Source organism: Pseudomonas sp. GW456-L12 (assembly GCF_059424045.1).
In genome coordinates this window covers 210,537-227,727 of sequence record NZ_JBWKZA010000007.1, presented here as the reverse complement: position 1 = coordinate 227,727, position 17,191 = coordinate 210,537, and the positions used below count along the sequence as shown (strand labels likewise).

General features: G+C 64.7%; 12 protein-coding genes and 1 pseudogene. All 13 read right to left on the bottom strand.

Features of this window, described 5'->3' with window-relative positions; all coding sequences use genetic code 11:
- Nucleotides 1-13: 13 nt before the first annotated feature.
- Nucleotides 14-1,057 (bottom strand): annotated as a pseudogene (pseG, locus tag AC07Y9_RS11945) (UDP-2,4-diacetamido-2,4,6-trideoxy-beta-L-altropyranose hydrolase); the annotation flags it as partial.
- Nucleotides 1,054-1,761, bottom strand: a complete 708-nt coding sequence (gene pseF, locus AC07Y9_RS11940; RefSeq protein WP_102678478.1) for a pseudaminic acid cytidylyltransferase — start codon at nt 1,759-1,761, stop codon at nt 1,054-1,056. The gene pseF and the pseudogene pseG, both read right to left, overlap by 4 nt.
- Nucleotides 1,758-2,930, bottom strand: a complete 1,173-nt coding sequence (gene pseC, locus AC07Y9_RS11935) for a UDP-4-amino-4,6-dideoxy-N-acetyl-beta-L-altrosamine transaminase (protein ID WP_102678479.1) — start codon at nt 2,928-2,930, stop codon at nt 1,758-1,760. Before pseC ends, pseF begins: the two co-directional genes overlap by 4 nt.
- Nucleotides 2,927-3,928 (bottom strand): UDP-N-acetylglucosamine 4,6-dehydratase (inverting), encoded by a 1,002-nt coding sequence (gene pseB, locus AC07Y9_RS11930; protein WP_102678480.1) that lies wholly within the window; start codon nt 3,926-3,928, stop codon nt 2,927-2,929. The genes pseC and pseB overlap by 4 nt, the downstream gene beginning before the upstream one ends.
- Before the next feature lie 30 nt (nt 3,929-3,958).
- Complete coding sequence (locus tag AC07Y9_RS11925) at nt 3,959-6,907, bottom strand: TIGR00180 family glycosyltransferase (protein WP_102678481.1); 2,949 nt, start codon at nt 6,905-6,907, stop codon at nt 3,959-3,961.
- A 50-nt stretch (nt 6,908-6,957) separates the two neighbouring features.
- A complete protein-coding gene (locus tag AC07Y9_RS11920) occupies nt 6,958-7,695 on the bottom strand; it encodes a cephalosporin hydroxylase family protein (protein WP_007922661.1) in 738 nt (245 codons plus the stop codon).
- A 19-nt stretch (nt 7,696-7,714) separates the two neighbouring features.
- A complete protein-coding gene (locus tag AC07Y9_RS11915; RefSeq protein ID WP_102678482.1) occupies nt 7,715-8,785 on the bottom strand; it encodes a class I SAM-dependent methyltransferase in 1,071 nt (356 codons plus the stop codon).
- The gene (locus tag AC07Y9_RS11910) at nt 8,775-9,632 is read right to left on the bottom strand and encodes an NAD-dependent epimerase/dehydratase family protein (protein WP_173679744.1); all 858 of its coding nucleotides are present in this window, start codon (nt 9,630-9,632) and stop codon (nt 8,775-8,777) included. Before AC07Y9_RS11910 ends, AC07Y9_RS11915 begins: the two co-directional genes overlap by 11 nt.
- A 5-nt stretch (nt 9,633-9,637) precedes the next feature.
- Entirely contained in the window at nt 9,638-10,864 is a 1,227-nt protein-coding gene (locus AC07Y9_RS11905; protein ID WP_087088912.1) for a class I SAM-dependent methyltransferase, read from the bottom strand.
- Nucleotides 10,861-11,421 carry a dTDP-4-dehydrorhamnose 3,5-epimerase family protein gene (locus tag AC07Y9_RS11900; RefSeq protein WP_087088914.1) on the bottom strand — a complete coding sequence of 187 codons (561 nt, stop codon included), beginning with the start codon at nt 11,419-11,421 and terminating at the stop codon, nt 10,861-10,863. The genes AC07Y9_RS11905 and AC07Y9_RS11900 overlap by 4 nt, the downstream gene beginning before the upstream one ends.
- Nucleotides 11,418-12,500, bottom strand: coding sequence for a CDP-glucose 4,6-dehydratase (gene rfbG / locus AC07Y9_RS11895; protein ID WP_087088916.1), 1,083 nt, complete (start codon nt 12,498-12,500; stop codon nt 11,418-11,420). Before rfbG ends, AC07Y9_RS11900 begins: the two co-directional genes overlap by 4 nt.
- On the bottom strand, nt 12,482-13,255 hold the full coding sequence (gene rfbF / locus AC07Y9_RS11890; RefSeq protein WP_053260103.1) for a glucose-1-phosphate cytidylyltransferase: 774 nt from the start codon (nt 13,253-13,255) through the stop codon (nt 12,482-12,484). The genes rfbG and rfbF overlap by 19 nt, the downstream gene beginning before the upstream one ends.
- A gap of 304 nt (nt 13,256-13,559) precedes the next feature.
- Nucleotides 13,560-17,123: a glycosyltransferase gene (locus AC07Y9_RS11885; protein WP_102678484.1), complete on the bottom strand. Its 3,564-nt coding sequence runs from the start codon at nt 17,121-17,123 to the stop codon at nt 13,560-13,562.
- Between the last annotated feature and the right edge of the window lie 68 nt (nt 17,124-17,191).

Here is a 17,191-nt window from a genome sequence, read left to right as displayed (position 1 = left end):
TGCCGGTCATCTCGAACAGGGCCGCCGCCACCCGCGATGCACCCTGCCCGTCCACCAACTGCCGGGAACGCTGCGCCAGGCTCTGGCGCAACGGGTAATCGCCAACGAGCGCTGCGACCGCCTGGCGGATCTGCTCGACACTCACCTGCTCGCTGGACCCCAGGTAGACATGCACGCCCGCCTCGGCCAGCAGCCGGGCATTGGCCTCTTGATTGCCGGCCACGCTGATGCACAGGGTCGGCAGGCCCAGGGCGGCACGCTCCCAACTGGTGCCGCCACCGGCGCCGATAAACAAGTCCGCCTCGGCCATCAAGCGGGAAAAATCGCTGACATAGGCGTGCAAACGCCAATGCCCGCGACCGGCCGCCAGTTCCTGCATCTGCGCCCAGGCCGGGTTGCCGGCCCCGGCGACAAAATCCACCTGCAGGTCGTCGAACGCACTCAAGGCCAGCATCGCCTTGTGGGTCTGGCTGGCCGCATCGAAACCGCCGAAATTCACCAGCACCCGACTCGCTCGCTCGCGGATGGCGATCGGCGGACAACGGAACTCCTCGCGCAGCAAGGCGAAGTGCGGCCCCAGCAACGCCCGGCACTCGGCGTCGATCAGGCCGGCATAGGCCTGGGGCGTGCCGCTGAAGTTCTGGTCGAGCAACAGATCGACCCCGTGCCGCCGGTTGGCCAGATCATCGATGGCGGCAATCCGTGGCGCCCATTGCCGCGCCGCCTGCTGCCACTGCCGGTCGAGGCCGTAGTGATCGACCAGCACCCAATCGAATCGCGGCTGATCCTGCAACGCTGCCCGCAAGGCGGCGATATCCGCCTGCCAGGGCAGCGGCGCCTCAATGTCCTGCGCGCATTCACCCGGATAACTCGCCGGCAGGGCGAACGTCTGGAAACCCAGTTCGGCCAGGCGGTCCAATTGCTGCCCGGGCAAGCTTCGGCAAGCGAAAGCCACTGTGGCGCCCAGCTCGCGCAAAGCCCTGGCCAGGGTCAGGCAGCGGGCGATATGGCCGCTGCCAATGGCCGGTGAGGCGTCGGCCCGGATCAGCACTCTCACTCCAGCTCTCCACCGGCTTTCAGCGCCCTGTAGAGATATTGCGCGCGCAACCAGTCTTCTTCGGTGTCGATGTCCTGGACCAGATGGCGCGGCAGGATCACCGGTAGGCTGAGCGAGGAAAACATCAGGTCGCCGCGCAACCAGGCCTCACTGCGCCCCCAATAGAACTGCCCGGCGTCCTGATAGGCCGGCGGCAGGTCCTGGGAGCGTGTGTTGCGAAACTCCGGATAAAGCGAAGTCAACGCGCCCTGCTCGTCCAGGGTCAGGGCGCGCTGCACCGGAAACGCAAAGCTGCACACGGAAAAGGCGAAGGACTTTTCAGGCTGAGCGTCCAGCGCCGCCAAGCCCTGGCGCAGGTAACGCAGTTGCAACAAGGGCGCGGTGGCGTAAATGCAGCAGGCGTAATCGAAGGTCTCGCCACGCTCCTGCAATGCCTGCAAAGCATGCACGATCACCGGCCCGGTGCCGGTGAAATCGTCCGCCAGCTCGGCCGGACGCATGAATGGCACCGTGGCGCCGCTGGCCCTGGCCAGCTCGGCGATCTCCGGGTCGTCGGTACTGACCAGCACCTGATCGAACAACCCGGAGCGCAGCGCCGTGGCAATCGAGCGGGCAAGCATCGGCACGCCGTCGAACGGCTTGAGGTTCTTGCGCGCTATGCGTTTGCTGCCGCCACGGGCGGGAATGATCGCGATGGCACTCAAGGCTGGGCGGGCTCCTGGATAAGCTGGCGCAATTGCTCGACCACATACGTCTGCTGCTCATCGTCCAGCGCCGGAAACAGCGGCAGGCTGATGGCTTCGCCGTAGTAGCGCTCGGCCTCGGGGAAATCCCCCGCGGCGAATCCCAGGTCGCGGTAATACGGCTGCAGATGCACCGGAATGTAATGCAGATTGACCCCGACCCCGGCCTCGCGCAATGCCTCGAACACCTCGCGATGGGTGCGGCGGATGCGCTCGGGCTGCAAGCGCACCACGTACAGATGCCAGGCCGATTGCGCCTGCTCCTGAGCCTGCGGCAGGGTCAGCGGCAGATCGGCCAGCAGGTGGTCATAACGGGCCGCCAGCTGCCGGCGCCGGACAATGAAAGCGTCGAGCTTGTCCAGTTGGGACAAGCCCAGGGCTGCTTGCAGATCGGTGATGCGGTAATTGAAACCCAGCTCGGTCTGCTGGTAGTACCAGGGGCCGTGGCTGGGCTCGGTCATCTGCGCCGGGTCGCGGGTCATGCCGTGGCTGCGCAAGCGGCGCAAGCGGTCCGCCAACTGCGGGCTGTTGGTCAGGACCATGCCGCCCTCGGCGCTGGTGATGATTTTCACCGGATGAAAGCTGAACACCGTCATCGCCGCGAATTCGCCACAGCCCACCGGCCGCCCTGCATAGGAGGCGCCCACCGCGTGGGAGGCATCCTCGATCAGCACGAAGCCATAACGCTGCGCCAGTTGCGCCATGGCGCGCATGTCGCAGCTTTGCCCGGAAAACGCCACCGCCACCACCACCTTGGGCAGTCTGCCCGTGCGCTCGGCGGCCTCGAGCTTATGCGCCAACGCCCGGGCATCCATGTTCCAGGTGTGCGGGTCGATATCGACAAAGTCCACCTCGGCGCCGCAATAACGTCCGCAGTTGGCCGAGGCCAGGAAGGTATTGGGCGTGGTCCACAGCCGGTCTCCCGGCCCCAGGCCGGCGGCCAGGCAGGCGATGTGCAAAGCCGCCGTGGCATTGCACACCGCCACGCCATGGCCGGCCTCGCAGCGAGCGGCCATGGCCTGCTCGAAGCGTTCGATGGTCGGCCCCTGGGTCAGCCAGTCGGACCGCAGCACCGCGACCACCGCATCGATGTCCGCCTGGTCGAGACTCTGGCGCCCGTAGGGAATCATGCCGGCAACCTGGCATGCAGCTCGGCGATCTGGCCCACCGAGAGGAAATGCGGATTGGTGTCGGAGCGGTATTCGAACTCCTCGCCCACCGGCCGCCCCTGTTCGCCCAGGCCGTCCACGGCAAAGTCGATGTTGACGTTGGTAAAGCGGATCGACGGCTGGATGGTGTAGTGATCGGTGAACTCCAGGGTCATGCGCGCGTCATCCAGCGGCACCATCAGCTCGTGGAGTTTTTCCCCCGGACGAATGCCCACCTGCTTGTGCGGCAGGTTTTCCGCCATGCCGCGCGCCAGGTCGACGATGCGGATCGACGGAATCTTCGGCACGAAGACTTCACCGCCATGCATGCGCGAGAAGCTGTCGAGCACGAACTGCACCCCGTGATCCAGGGTGATCCAGAAACGGGTCATGCGCGCGTCGGTGATCGGTAGCTCGCGGGCGCCTTCGGCGATCAGCTGGCTGAAAAACGGCACCACCGAACCCCGCGAGCCGGCTACGTTGCCGTAGCGCACCACGGCAAAACGGGTCGGCTGGTCGCCGGCGATATTGTTCGCCGCGACGAACAGCTTGTCCGACAGCAGCTTGGTCGCGCCATACAGGTTGACCGGGCTCGCCGCTTTGTCGGTGGACAGGGCGATAACTTTCTTCACGCCGTTGTCGATGGCCGCGGCGATGATGTTTTCCGCGCCGTTGACGTTGGTGCGGATGCACTCGGTGGGGTTGTACTCCGCCGCCGGCACCTGTTTCAGGGCCGCAGCGTGCACCACATAGTCGATCCCGCGCATGGCCTGGCGCAGACGCTCGGCGTCACGCACGTCGCCGAGGAAATAACGCATGCAGGGCGCATTGAAGGTCTGCTGCATTTCGTACTGTTTCAGTTCATCGCGGGAGAACACCACCACCCGCTTGGGCTGGTATTGCTCCAGCAGGCGCCGGATGAAATTGCGCCCGAACGAGCCGGTGCCGCCAGAGATGAAAATCGATTTGCCGTTGAACATGTCTTGAGTCCTTTTTCCTGTCAGCCAGGCTTATGCAATCAGCTGCGCCCAGTCGACACTGGCAGGAGCGCCAGGAGTGAAGCCCTTGCCGGTCCGGCTCAGGTTCTGGTTGTAGGCCACATCGTGTTCGAAGCGCGCCTGCCATTTGTCACGCAGCGCCGCCGCGACCTGGGTATCGTCCTCCAGGATGCCCGGATGGAGGATCTGCACCTGCGGGGTCCAGACCGTCAACAGGCCGGCATCGGCCACTTTCAGGCACAGGTCGACATCAGCGAATGCCTCGGCGAAGTGTTCTTCGTCCAGGCCACCGACGGCGTTGTAGACCTCCTTGCGAATCATCAGGCAGGCGCCGGAGACCGCCGAATAGTTCTGCTCGGCGAGCAAGCCGTTCAGGTAGCCGCTGGCGCCTTTCGGCTCACCGGCGAACGCCGCCCCCAGATGCCCGTTCAACCCGAGAATCAGGCCAGCCGAGGTGGTCGCGCCCTTGGCGTCGACCAGGCGCGCGCCGACAATCCCCACCTCCGGCCGCTGCGCCTGATTGAGCAGGCTCTCCATCCAGTCGGCATTGACCACTTCGCCGTCGGCCGCCAGCAGCACCAGGTATTCGCCCCGGGCCTCCTGGCTCGCCGCATTGTACAGCGCCGAGGCGCTCAGGCGCCGCGGGCTGCGCAGCACGCGGATACGATCGCCCTTCTGCTCCAGGCTGGCGAGCCAGCTGGCCAACTCTTCGGACTGGCTATGGTTGTCGGCGATGACCACTTCGTAGCGCTGGTAGCGCGTGCGTTGCAGCACGCTGACCAGGCAACGCTGCAGCTGCTCCAGGTTGTCCTCGCTGCGCAGGATGATCGAGGCCAGCGGACGCTCGGCATGGCCGTAGTTGATCTGGTAGACCCCAGGCTGCACCGCACTGACCTGAGCCCGGTAGCCACGGTTACCCAGATGGCGGGTCAACGCCTGGCTTTGTTGGGTGTTCTCCTCCACCGTCGCGGCCTGGCCGATCAACAGCGGCTCGGCCAGATGGGCCAGGCCGGCCAGCCCGCCGTCTTCGATCAGGCGCAGCAGCAGGTCGTACTCCATGGCCTGTGGAAAGGCTGCCGAATAGCCGCCGGCAGCCACCAGTACATCACGGCGAATCAGCCAGTGGCCGGCCATCAGGTCCGGCACGCTTTGCAGCAGGTCGAGGTTGACGCCCGGACGGAACACATCCTTCAGCGTGCCATCGGCGCCGTAGTGGATTTCATCCATGGCCACCGCGCGGCAACCTTCGGCGCCGAGCAGTTCCAGGCTGGCGCGCAACAGGCCGCTGGCGGTGAAACGCTCGCCGGCACGGGCCAGGAGCAACCAGTCACGGGAGGATTGCGCCGCGACCTGGTTGATGCGCTCCACATAGTTGCTGGTGCTGACCTTGACGAAATGCACGGTGTCCTGGGCGGTGGTGGTCGCCGGCAGGTCGCCCGTGGTGAAGACCACCACCTGGAAGGACCGGCAATGGCCGTTGACCAGGCTGTCGAAGGTCGCCTGCAGCTTGACCATGTCCGCGTCGAGGTCGAGCAGCAGGATGCCGAAGCTCGGGCCACCGTTGTGCCGGGCCAGGTGCTCGTTGATCGCCTTGAGCTGCTGCGCCTCGGGGTTGCGCGCCTCCAGCCATTTCAGCAGGCGCCCCGAAGGCATGTTTTCCAACAGCGCCGGGCTGTCCTGGAAAGGCAGCGACGCCAGGCGCTCGGCCCAGGCCTGCAGCTTGCGGGCATCGTCCTGCTCCTGGGGATCTTGCCCATTGCAAGCCTGCAGCGAGGCCGCCAGACGCTGGACCACCTCAAGATTGAACAGGTTGCACGACAGCGCCTCCCACAGGCGGCTGCGCAGGGTACGGTCGGTGTCGTTGGGTTGTACCTGCATCAGTTCCTGCTGCTTGAGCAGTACGCCTTCAAGCTCCTGCAGTTGCAGGCGGCCGGCCGGCATCCCATGCATGAGGAATTCGAACTCGGTCAACAAGTCGAACATCGGCTTGTTGTAGAACGGCATCTCGACGAACTGCTCCGGGCCGAACGAACGCACCGGCTCGGCCCCCGGCTCGACCCAGGCCGAACGGAAAATCATCTTGCCATTGAGCGAACGCCCGGTGAGCAGGCACTCGGCCATGGCCCTGAAGCTGTCCAGGGCAAGCTGCTTGGCCTGTTGCGGCCCCTGGGCGCTCAAGCCGGTGGGCAACGACGCCAGGAACCCGGCGAACGCCTCGCGCTGGGCCACCGACTTGGCGTCGCCGTAGGTCAGCACCGTCAACACATCGGTGTTGTGCTCCGAGGCGTTGTAGTTGACCTCCCGCACGGCGAACGGGATCGGCAGGATCCGTGCCTTGGCCGAGGCCAGCAGGAAGAAGGTATGGCCGATTTCCTGCCATTCGAAGCTGGTCCCCGGCGGCAGCAGGCTGTACCACTGTTGCAGCAGGTCGGTGCGGGTCACCGCGTAGAACGGCGGCAGGAAATGGCTCATGAACGCCATGACCCGCTCGCCGGCATCTTCCGAGGCGTAGTCCTCAATCACCCGGCAATCGCGCCGGTAGTAGTTCACCTCGGCGGCGCGGGCCAGGTACATCATCCCGTAGCCATGGCACAGGCCGTAGTCGGGGTTGGCTTCGAGAAACTCCACCGACTCGGTCAGCGCGCCATGGAGCAGGAAGTCGTCGTCGGCAGCAAATACCATGTACGGCGTGGTCACCTGCCCGACACCGTAGGTGAGCTTGTCCTGCAGGCCCTTGTAGGTGTACTGCGGCAGATGCCGGTAGTCGACCTGGGGGAACTGCCCGGCCAGGCTTTCGTCGGCGTACTGCGAAGAGTCCAGCACCAGGATCTTGCAGGGGTAGGTGCTGTAGTACTGCAAGGTACGGCGCAAGAACGCCTTGCGATTGTGGGACATCACCACCAGCGTGAAACGCTCGCTCAACGGTGCGCTAGTGTTTTGAGCCTTGTCTTGAACCTGCATCAGTGTTTCCCCACAACCGGCAAAGTGCTGTTACCTGCAAATCATTGAATTCAACGAACGCGACGCAGATAGCCATCCGGCGCCACGGTGATCAGCAGCTTGTTCTGCATCTGGTAGTCGATCTCGAAGTCGCGGTTCTCTTCCAGGTAGGCCCAGACCGCGGTTTTCGGGTTGTCGCCCGGGCCCCATGGGCGGTCCGGGAAGAAGTCCGCCGGCATATCCTCGACCACGGTGTCCATCACCACGCAGTAGCTGTCCACCGACACCAGCGGTGCGTACAAACGCAGCTCCTCGAGCACGTGCTCGTGGGTGTGGTTGGAGTCGAGTACCAGAATCACTTTTTTGCCTTCAGCGGCGGCGCGCACCTTGGCGGCGATTGCCGGGTCGATGCTCGAGCCTTCGATCATCTTGATGCGCTTGCTCATCGGATGGCTTTCGATGGCTTCGCGGTTATGGGCGCGGATATCCAGGTCGATGCCCAGCACTTCGCCGTGGCCCTGCAGTTCGAGCAGCGAGGCGTAGTAGATGATCGAGCCGCCGTGGGCGATGCCGCATTCGATCACCAGGTCCGGCTTGACCCGCCAGATGATCTCCTGCATGGCCATCATGTCCTGGGGCAACTGGATGATCGGGCGGCCCATCCAGGAGAAGTGATAGCTGTACTTGTGGCCGGCGGACTCGTTGAAGAAGTCGCGCGCCAGGCCCTTGAGTTTCTGGTCTTCTCCCTGGGCGCGGATCTGCTCCTGGCACTCGGCTTCGAAGGCTTGGATAATGCTGTTGTCGGTCATGGTCGGGTCTCAATAAACGTCATTTGAACCAAGCGCTGTCGACTGCGTGATAGACATAGCGCCCATCGGTCATGCGCTTGATTTCGTCGAGATAGTTGGAATTCATCACAAACAGCTGGGCGCCCTCGGGCAAGGTCGCCATGGCCTCTTCGGGGGACGACACACGGGCACCGCTCAGGGGCAGGTAACGGCCCTGCTTGGCCGGATTGATATCCACCACCTGGTCCACCGAAACGCCCGCGCGCTGCAGAAACAACGAATAGATCACACCCTTGGAAGACGCGCCCCAGATCGCTGAGCCCGCCTCAGGTTGCGCCTGGATGATCTGCTTGGCGCGCTCGAGGCTGGCGGTGAAATCCAGCGGCATCTCCAGGCGCTCGACCGGTGTCTCGCCGGGCTCGCGCAAGGTGCCGAGATCGGCCACCACGTACAGGTACTGGCCGCCGAACAGGTGGCCGGCTTCGTGCACTGTGCCGAACATCCGGCGCAGGTCGTCCAGGCGGAAGTAGTTGACGTGCTCGTAGAACACGTCGAACCAGGCGCGATGCTCGACAATCCAGTCGAAGCACGGCACTTCGATGTAGATCTGCCCGCCCTGGTTGGCCTCGGCCATCTGTGCCAGGAACGCCCGCGGGTCGGCGATATGCTCTAGCACATGGCGCAACACCACGGCATCGGCCGACAGGCCCAGGCCAGAGGTAAAGGGCGCCTTGATCACATCGGCGTTATCGCCTTCGTAGGCCGGGTCGATGCCGGTGATGCGATAGCCCCGCTCACGCAGCAGCTCAAGGAAATAGCCCTTGCCGCAACCGACCTCGATCAGCTCGCGGCCCTTGAAATGCCGGGCGATGATGCCCTCGACATCCAGCAGGTGACGCTGGAACTGCGCCGAATGGGCCTGCTCGTTCTGGTAGTCGCTGTCGTAGCTCAACTTGTCGGGGTCGAAGGCCTGGTTGAAGATCAGGCCGCTCTCCTCGTCCTGCACCAGCACCATGTCGGCACAGGCCGACGCCCTGGCGCTCTGCGCGTCGGCGAAGGTGCGATTCTGCAGCACCGGCAGGTCCATGACCCGATACAACTCATGCCCCATGTTCTGCTCCCAATAGTTGTTGCAGGCGCTGGTTCGCCCCCCAGAACGCCATGGGTTCGTGGGCGGGATAGGGGTAATGCCCCAGGTTCAGGCGGATCATCGAGCCGCGCTCGCGCACCCGTCGCTCGACCAGCGCACGAACCGATATCGGCTGGCCGCTGGAACAGTTGACCACCCCGGAAAAATCCCGCCGTTGCAGCAACGCCGCCAGGCTGGCGGCGGCGTCTTCGATGGCCAGGTAATCGCGCAGCTGTTCGCCGGCGGACATGTCGAACACTGCATCGCCGGCGTCGATCGCCCGGTCCAGGGCGGCCAGCAGGCTGTTGGGGTTCTGCCCGGCGCCATGCAGGTAGAACAGCCGCGCCCATTGCAGGGTGAAAGGCCGTTGCTGCTGCAGGTTTTCCAGGAACAGCCGCAGGCTGTGCTTGGCCAACCCATAGGGATTGCTCGGCTGCGCCGGCGTCTGCTCGTCGAGCGGACCGCTCTGCATACCGTATTCGAAACAGGTGCCGGTGATCATGACCTGGGGCACGCCCGCCTCGACCGCGGCCTTGATGAACCGGTAGTCGGCCATCAGGTTGTGCTCGAAGTGGAACAGCGCCTTGTAATTCGGCAGCCCCGGCCAGGCCAGGTGCGCCAGGGCATCGACGCCCTCGACCAGGGCGGCGATATCGGTGTCGGCGGCATGTACGTCCGCGGCCACCCGCTCCACCGCTCCAGCCCAGGGCATGGCGGCCAGCTTTTGTGGGTCACGGGCCAGCGCCCGCACCTGGCAGCCGCGGGCCAGTAAGGCGGCGACGAGATGCCGGCCGACAAACCCGCTGGCCCCGGTGACCAGTACCTTCAGGCCACTCACAACAGCTTCAACTCGGGCACGGCGATCACGAAACGTCCGCCCCACTGGCGAACGTGGGCCAGTTGCTCGCTGACTTCCGACAGCAGGTTCCACGGCAGCACCAGTACATAGTCCGGACGCTCGCTGTCGATACGCTCGGGCGCGACTACCGGAATTCGGCTGCCGGGCAGGAACTTGCCCTGCTTGTGCGGGCTGGCGTCGGCGACCCAGGCCAGCAGGTCCGGCTTGATCCCGGCGTAATTGAGCAAGGTGTTGCCCTTGGCCGCAGCGCCGTAACCCACCACGCGCTTGCCTTCGGCCTTGGCCTGGAGCAGGAAGCGCAACAGGTCATGCTTGATGCGTTCCGCAGCGGGTGCCAGCGTGGCGTAGAACTCGGGGGTCTTCACGCCCGCGTCGAACTCGGTTTGCAACTGCTGCTGCACCGCCGGTTGCACGGCGCGGCGTTCACCGTCCTTGCGCTGGACGAAAACCCGTAGCGAACCACCATGGGTGGTCAACTGGCTGACGTCGAAGACTTCCAGCCCGTTGCGCTCGCACAGTGCCTGCACGGCGGTCAGGGACAGATAGGAATAGTGTTCGTGATAGAGCGTGTCGAACTGCGCGCCGGCCATCAGCGTCAGCAGTTGCGGGAATTCGAAGGTGGCCACGCCGGTCGGCTTGAGCAGCGTCGCGAAACCGCCGAGGAAATCGTTGATGTCCGGTACATGGGCCAGCACATTGTTGGCCGCCATCAGGTCGGCGGCCCAGCCTTGGTTTTTCAGCTGCGCGGCAGTGTCGCGACCGAAGAACAGCTCACGAATCTCCAGGCCTTTTTCCCGCGCGGCTTGCGCGGTGCTGCGGGTCGGCTCGACGCCCAGGCACTTGATCCCGCGAGCGGCCACGTACTGCAACAGGTAACCGTCGTTGGCGGCGACTTCCACCACACGGCTGTCAGCCATCAAGCCAAAGCGCTCGACCATCTCGGCCACATAGCGCTCGGCGTGGGCCAGCCAAGTGCTGGAGAACGAGCTGAAGTAGGCGTACTCGGCATCGAACAGGCTTTCGGCGCTGGTGTAGTCCTCGGTCTGCACCAGCCAGCAGGCCTGGCACACCTGGACTTTCAGCGGCACCCACTGCTCGGCCTGCTCGAGCTGTTCGGCCCGCAGGTAGGCGTTGGACGGCGGCGAGGTGCCCAGGTCGATCAGAGGCAGGCGTAGCGGGGAGCCACAACCGCGGCAGTTCATAAACGCACTCCAGCGAACTCGGCATCGAGCCAGGGATGGCTGGCATCCCTGGCCGACAGATTATTGACAGGCAGCGGCCAGCTTATCGCCAGGCGCGGGTCGAGCACCGACAGCCCGGCTTCATGCTCCGGGGCGTAATCGGCGCTGTGCAGGTACAGCAGCTCGGCGTCGTCGGTGAGGGTCTGAAAACCGTGGGCGAATCCGGCCGGGATCAGCAGGCTACGGCCATCGCCGGCCTTCAAGTGCTCGGCGTGCCAGTGCAGAAAGGTTTCGGAGTCCGGACGCAGATCCACCGCCACATCCCACACCTCGCCGCGCAGGCAGGTAATCAGCTTGGCTTCCGGCGCATTGGCGTTCTGGTAATGCAGGCCGCGCACACTGCCCTTCTCGCGGGTACAGGAATGGTTGATCTGACGGATATGAAACTCGCTGCCGAATGCACTCAGACTGCCTTCGCAGAACAGCCGGGCGAAATGTCCGCGCTGATCTTCGAAGCGCTTGTGCTGGACGCTGAACAGCCCGGCCAGCGGCAGCTGTTTCAAGGAAAACTCGCTCACAGCGCCCCCCGATAGAGGTTCAACTGGTCCAGGGTGACGGCGCGCATGTCGTCGCCACGCTGCCAGGCCAGATGCCAGTCCAGGGTCTGCGCCAGGCATTGCTGCAGCGACCAGCGCGGTTGCCAGGCCAGCAGCTGGCGTGCGCGGCTGCTGTCCAGGCGCAGCAGGCCGGCTTCGTGCAGCTCGCTCGGTTCGATGCGCAAGCCTGGGGCCGCCGGCCAGCGCGCGGCCAGCAACTCGACCACTTCGCCGACGCTGCACATGTCCGCTTCGCTTGGCCCGAAGTTCCAGGCCCCGGCGAACCGCGGCCCTTGTTCGTAGAGGCCGGCGGCCAGTTGCAGATAGCCGGCCAGTGGCTCCAAAGCGTGCTGCCATGGGCGCACCGCCTGCGGATAACGCAGGGTTACCGGCTCGTCGGCCGACCAGGCCTTGAGCACATCGGGGATCAACCGTTCGGGAGCAAAGTCGCCACCGCCCAACACGTTGCCGGCGCGCGCCGTGGCCAGGGCCAGGCCATGCTCGGCATGACGCTCGGCCGGGAAGAAAGAAGCGGCATAGGACTGCGCCAGCAACTCGCAGCACGCCTTGCTGCTGCTGTAGGGGTCATGCCCGCCCAGGGCTTCGTTTTCACGGTACGGCCACAGCCATTCCTGATTGGCGTAGACCTTGTCGGTGGTCACCAGCACGCAGGCACGCACGCCGCCGACCTGACGGATCGCTTCCAGCAGGTTGAGGGTGCCCATCACGTTACTGGAGTAAGTACCCAGCGGGTCGCGATAGCCTTCACGCACCAGCGGCTGCGCCGCCAGGTGCAGGACGATTTCCGGTTGCGTCTCGGCGATCAGCTCCAGCAAGGCGCCGAGGTCGCGCAGGTCGCCACGCTGGTCGTTGATGCCCTCGGCGACCCGCGCCAGCTCGAACAGGCTCGGCTCGGTCGCAGGGTCCAGGGAGAAGCCACTGACTTCGGCCCCCAGGCTGTGCAGCCACAGGCTCAGCCAACTGCCCTTGAAACCGGTGTGGCCGGTCAGCAAAACCCGCTTGCCACGCCAGAATTGCGCGCTCAGGCCCACTGCTTCCATGGGGCCTCCCCGCTCTGCCAGAGCTGCTCCAGGTGGTTCTTGTCACGCAGGGTGTCCATCGGATGCCAGAAACCGTCGTGCTGGAAGGCATGCAATTGGCCTTGCCGGGCCAGGGTGGTCAGCGGCTCGGCTTCCCACACCGTGTCGTCGGCCGTCAGCAGCGGCAACACCTTGGGTGACAGCACGAAAAAGCCGCCATTGATCCAGCCACCGTCACCGCGAGGCTTTTCGGTAAAGCCCAGGACGCTGTCGCCGTCGCGCTCCAGGGCGCCGTAACGGCCAGGCGGCTGCACCGCCGTGACGGTCGCGTGCTTGCCATGGGCCAGGTGGAAGTCCACCAGGGCACCGATATTCAGATCGGAAACGCCGTCGCCGTAGGTAAAGCAGAAGGCTTCTTCGTTCTCCAGGTAGCGCCCGGCCCGGCGCAGACGGCCACCGGTCATGGTTTCCTCACCGGTGTCGATCAGGGTCACGCGCCAGGGCTCGCTGTAGTTCTGGTGAACGTCCATGCGGTTTTCCCGCATGTCGAAGGTGACGTCGGAGGTGTGCAGGAAGTAGTTGGCGAAGAAATCCTTGATCGCGTACCCCTTGTAGCCCAGGCAGATCACGAAGTCGTGAATACCGTGGGCGGAGTACTGCTTCATGATGTGCCAGAGAATTGGCTTGCCGCCGATCTCGATCATCGGCTTGGGCTTGAGATGGGACTCTTCGCTGATGCGCGTGCCCAGGCCACCCGCCAAAATAACTGCCTTCATCGTCTCCCCTCTTGTTCCTCACAGGGCCCTGCCAAGCTGCAGCGAGCTTTTTGCGGGCCTTCTGGATAAAACCTTGTGCCGTTGGCGGCGCCTTCCTTTCAGCGGAAACGCTCGTTTTATGGCGATATCGAGGGGGGCTTGCAGGAAACGCGCCAGCTCCTGGCGGGGCTGACGCATGACCTCGGCGTCGCGAATCAGAGCGGGTAACGCAACGGATCGTAGGCTTGAGCAGCAAAAAAACCGGGATAACCGCCATAAAAAAGCCAGGCATCGAAAGCCTGGCTTTTTGTCCCCGCAGACCCTGTCAGTCCGGCAACCAGCCCTTCATCCACAGATTCAGGTTATTGCCCCGCAACATGTAATCGCGCAGCACGTGCTCGCGCAGCGCATCGCCCATACGGTAGCTGGCAGCGGGATCGGCCAGGTGCATGCGGATCGCTTCGATCCATTCCCGGGTGCTGTTGCTGACGACCTTGGTACACGGCAGGTAGCCGCGATAGGCCGCGGTGTCGGTGCAGATCACCGGGTAACCGCAGGCGCCGTATTCCAGCAGGCGCAGGTTGCTCTTGCAGTCGTTGAAGATGTGGAACTCCAGCGGCGCCAGGGCCAGGTCGAGGTTGAGGCTGGCCAGCCTGTACGGGTAAGCCTGCAGACTGATCAAGGCGTGGAATTCGTGGACATACGGCCGCAGTGCGTCCGGGCACATGCCGAAGAACACCCATTCGACTTCATTGGCCAGTTCGCGTACCACATCGGCGATGACCTCCAGGTCGCCGGTGTGGCTGGTCCCTCCGCCCCAGCCCACCCGCGGCTTGCTGGAGGTGCCGCGGCGGCTGGTCAGGCTGCCCCAAGGGTCGACCGGCAGCATGTTCGGCACGATCCGGATATCGCTGTGCATGCCCGCCAGCGCGTCGGCCAGCGGTTGCGTGGTCACCACCACCCGATCGCACAGGGCGATGCCCTGGCGCAGCATGGCTTCGGTGTTGCCCGGCTGGTTGCGCGCGAGCATGTTTTTCTTCGGCGCGCTGACCACATAGTCGTCCAGCTCGAATACCCGCAGGGCGCTGGAGTACTTTTTCATGCGCAGGATGTCGCTCGCCGCCCCGTCGCTGTAGCGGCACTGCAAGATGATCGAGTCGGGATCCAAGCGCTGGATTTCCACGTTCGCGGGAGACTCGTGGGCCACTCGACCGATCAGCCGCCCCTCCTCCTCCAGCGCCGTCAGCGGCGCCATTACCCGATAATGGCCCACCGCCTGGTTGTTCACCGGCAAGCCGAGCACCAATGGCAAGGCCCGGGTCGAGAACGGATTCCAGTTATCGCGCAGCCCCACTTCCAGGCTGAAGCTGGAATAACCCAGGCTCAGGGCCGGGTTGTAGGCCGGGTCACGGGCGACCTGGGGCATCCAGCTGCGATAGAAGGTGTCTTCCTGTGCCTCCAGCTCTTCGGGCTCCTGCGGCGGCGTTTCGACCGGTGCCAGCACCAGGCTGGCATAGGGCGTCCAGACCACCAGGTAGCCGTCGCGATTGATCCGCAGGCACAGGTCGACATCACTCAGGCCCTGGGAATAGTTGACCTCATCCAGCCCGCCGACACTGTCGAATACCTCCTTGCGCACCAGCAGGCAGTCGCCGCTGACCGCGCTCCAGCTCTGCGGCACTTGCAAGCGCTGCATGTAACCGCGGGCGCTGGCGGCCTCGCCATGGAACGGCGAACTGGCGGCTCCAGCCAGGCCGAGGATCAACCCGGCATGCACGATCGAGCCGTCCGGCCCGAGTATTCGCGCGCCCACCACCCCCACTTCCGGGCGCCGGGCGTGGTTGAGCAGTTCGTCCAGCCAGTCGCCGGAGCAGATCAAGGCATTGGCGTCGAGCAACAGCAGGTATTCGCCGCGCGCCTGTTGCGCCGCGTAATTACGGACCGCCGCCGCAGTGCCGCGGCCGGCAAACGGCAACACCCGCAACATGTCGGCACCGAGCTGCGCCATGGCCTCCAGCCACGCGGCCATGGCCGGGTCGCGGCTGCCGCTGTCGACGATCAGGATCTCGTAATGGCTGTAGGCGGTCTTTTCGATCAGGCTTTCGGTGCAGCGCTGCAAGGCCGCCAGCGAATCGCCAGCCTGGATGATGATCGACACCAACGGCCGCTGCGGGAACAGGTAATCGATGCGGTTGAGCAGCGGCAATTCGTCGTGGCTGATGCGGTGCTCCACGCCAATCCTGTCCAGATGCGCACCGACCAGGCCGGCGTTGCCCTCGATCACTACGGGCAGCGACAGCCAGTCGGCGAAATTGAACGGGCTCTCGACCTGGATTTCGGCAATGTGTTCGATGGTCTGCGGCCCCGCCTCTTCCACCAGGCGCCACAGCACGTCATGGGGGGCCAGTTCGCCAAAGGCAGGGTCGAAACCGCCCTGGGTCAGAAAGCGCTGGCGCTCGAATGCCAGCGTCCGGCCGACGTAGGGGTAACCGCGCATCAGGTCGAGGTTGAAATCAGGCTTGAACACCGGATCGCTGGAGTCGCCTTTGACCAGCGCGCCTTCGTCGCTGTAGACGCACAGCGCGCCCGGGCTCGCGGCAATGCGTTCGGCAAGGATCAGCAGCGCCGACTCCTTCAAGGTGTCACCCGCGCGCAGCAAGTAAAACCAGTGGCAACCTTCCAGCTGCGGCACCAGCGCATTGAGCTGCTGTGGCCACTGCGCCTCCAGCGGCAGTTGCAGCACGCGTTCGTGCTCCGCGCACTCGGCATTGGACAGGACCAGGATCGCCTGCGGCGCATACAGCTGCCGCGCCAGGCTCTGCAGGGTCGACTCCAGGGCCACGCTATCGGCGTCCACGTCGATCACGACGGGCACGATCTGCGGCCGTGTCGGCCAACTGGCGATGCGCTGTGGCAGGTGGCGTTTCTCGGTGTCGGTAAAACGCCGGATCGCCAACCACTCCTTGTAGAACTCGGCGTAACTTTCACTCTCGCCGCCGACTCGGCCATTGACCACCGTACTGCGGTTGCCCAGTACCCGGGTCACGCACAGCTCATCCCACTGCCAACCGGGCTGCGCCATGTTCTCCAGGTCCACATAGCGTACCCAGCCCTCGGCCGGGGCCGACTCGCCGCTGCGCGCAGCGAGCATCTGCGCCAGCCAGTCCCACTCAAGTTTCGCCACGCGCTGCACTTGCGGCTGTTTGCTCAGGCGCTCCGGGTACAGGCGCTCGGTGCTCAGCACGGTATTGAGCAGCGCCAGGTTGCCACGCCGCATCAGGCACACGAACAGCGCCAGATCCAACAGCGCGACAAACCCCGCGTCCTCTTGCGTCAGGGCTGGCAACAGCTCCAGCACGTCGACACGGCGCATCAGGGTCGAACTGAAATTACCGAGGAAGTGGCGCGGCGTGCTCTCGAGTATCGCCAGCATGTCGTCGCCCTTGAGCATGGCGTCGTTCGGCGACAGCCGGGCATTCTCGACCCGCGGCGGCAGAATGAAATTGCCAGCGTCGCTCAACACCCGCAAACCGCAGACCAGATTGATCTCGGGGTGATCGGCCAACACCTGCGCCTGCATGGCAATGCAGGGAGCGAACAGACGGTCATCGTCGCAGAGGATCTTGATCAGTTCGCCCCGCGCCTCTTCGACACAGCGCAGCAGGTTTTTCTGCATGCCCAGGCACTGCGGGTTGCGCAGATAACGCACCGGATGGGGCGGCTCGACGATGGCGTCCACCGCCTGACGGATCTCATCGCCAGCCGAGTCGTCGCAGATGACGATTTCGATCCGCTCCCAGGTCTGGGCCAGCGCACTCTCGAACGCCTGGCTGAAGAAGCGCGGATTGAAGGCAGGGATGACGATGCTGACTAGCGGGCGTTGATTCACGACGGGAAACTCTCGAGCGGCGGGCCCGGCCTGGTCAGGCGGGCCGCGGAACCGCTTAATGAAGACGG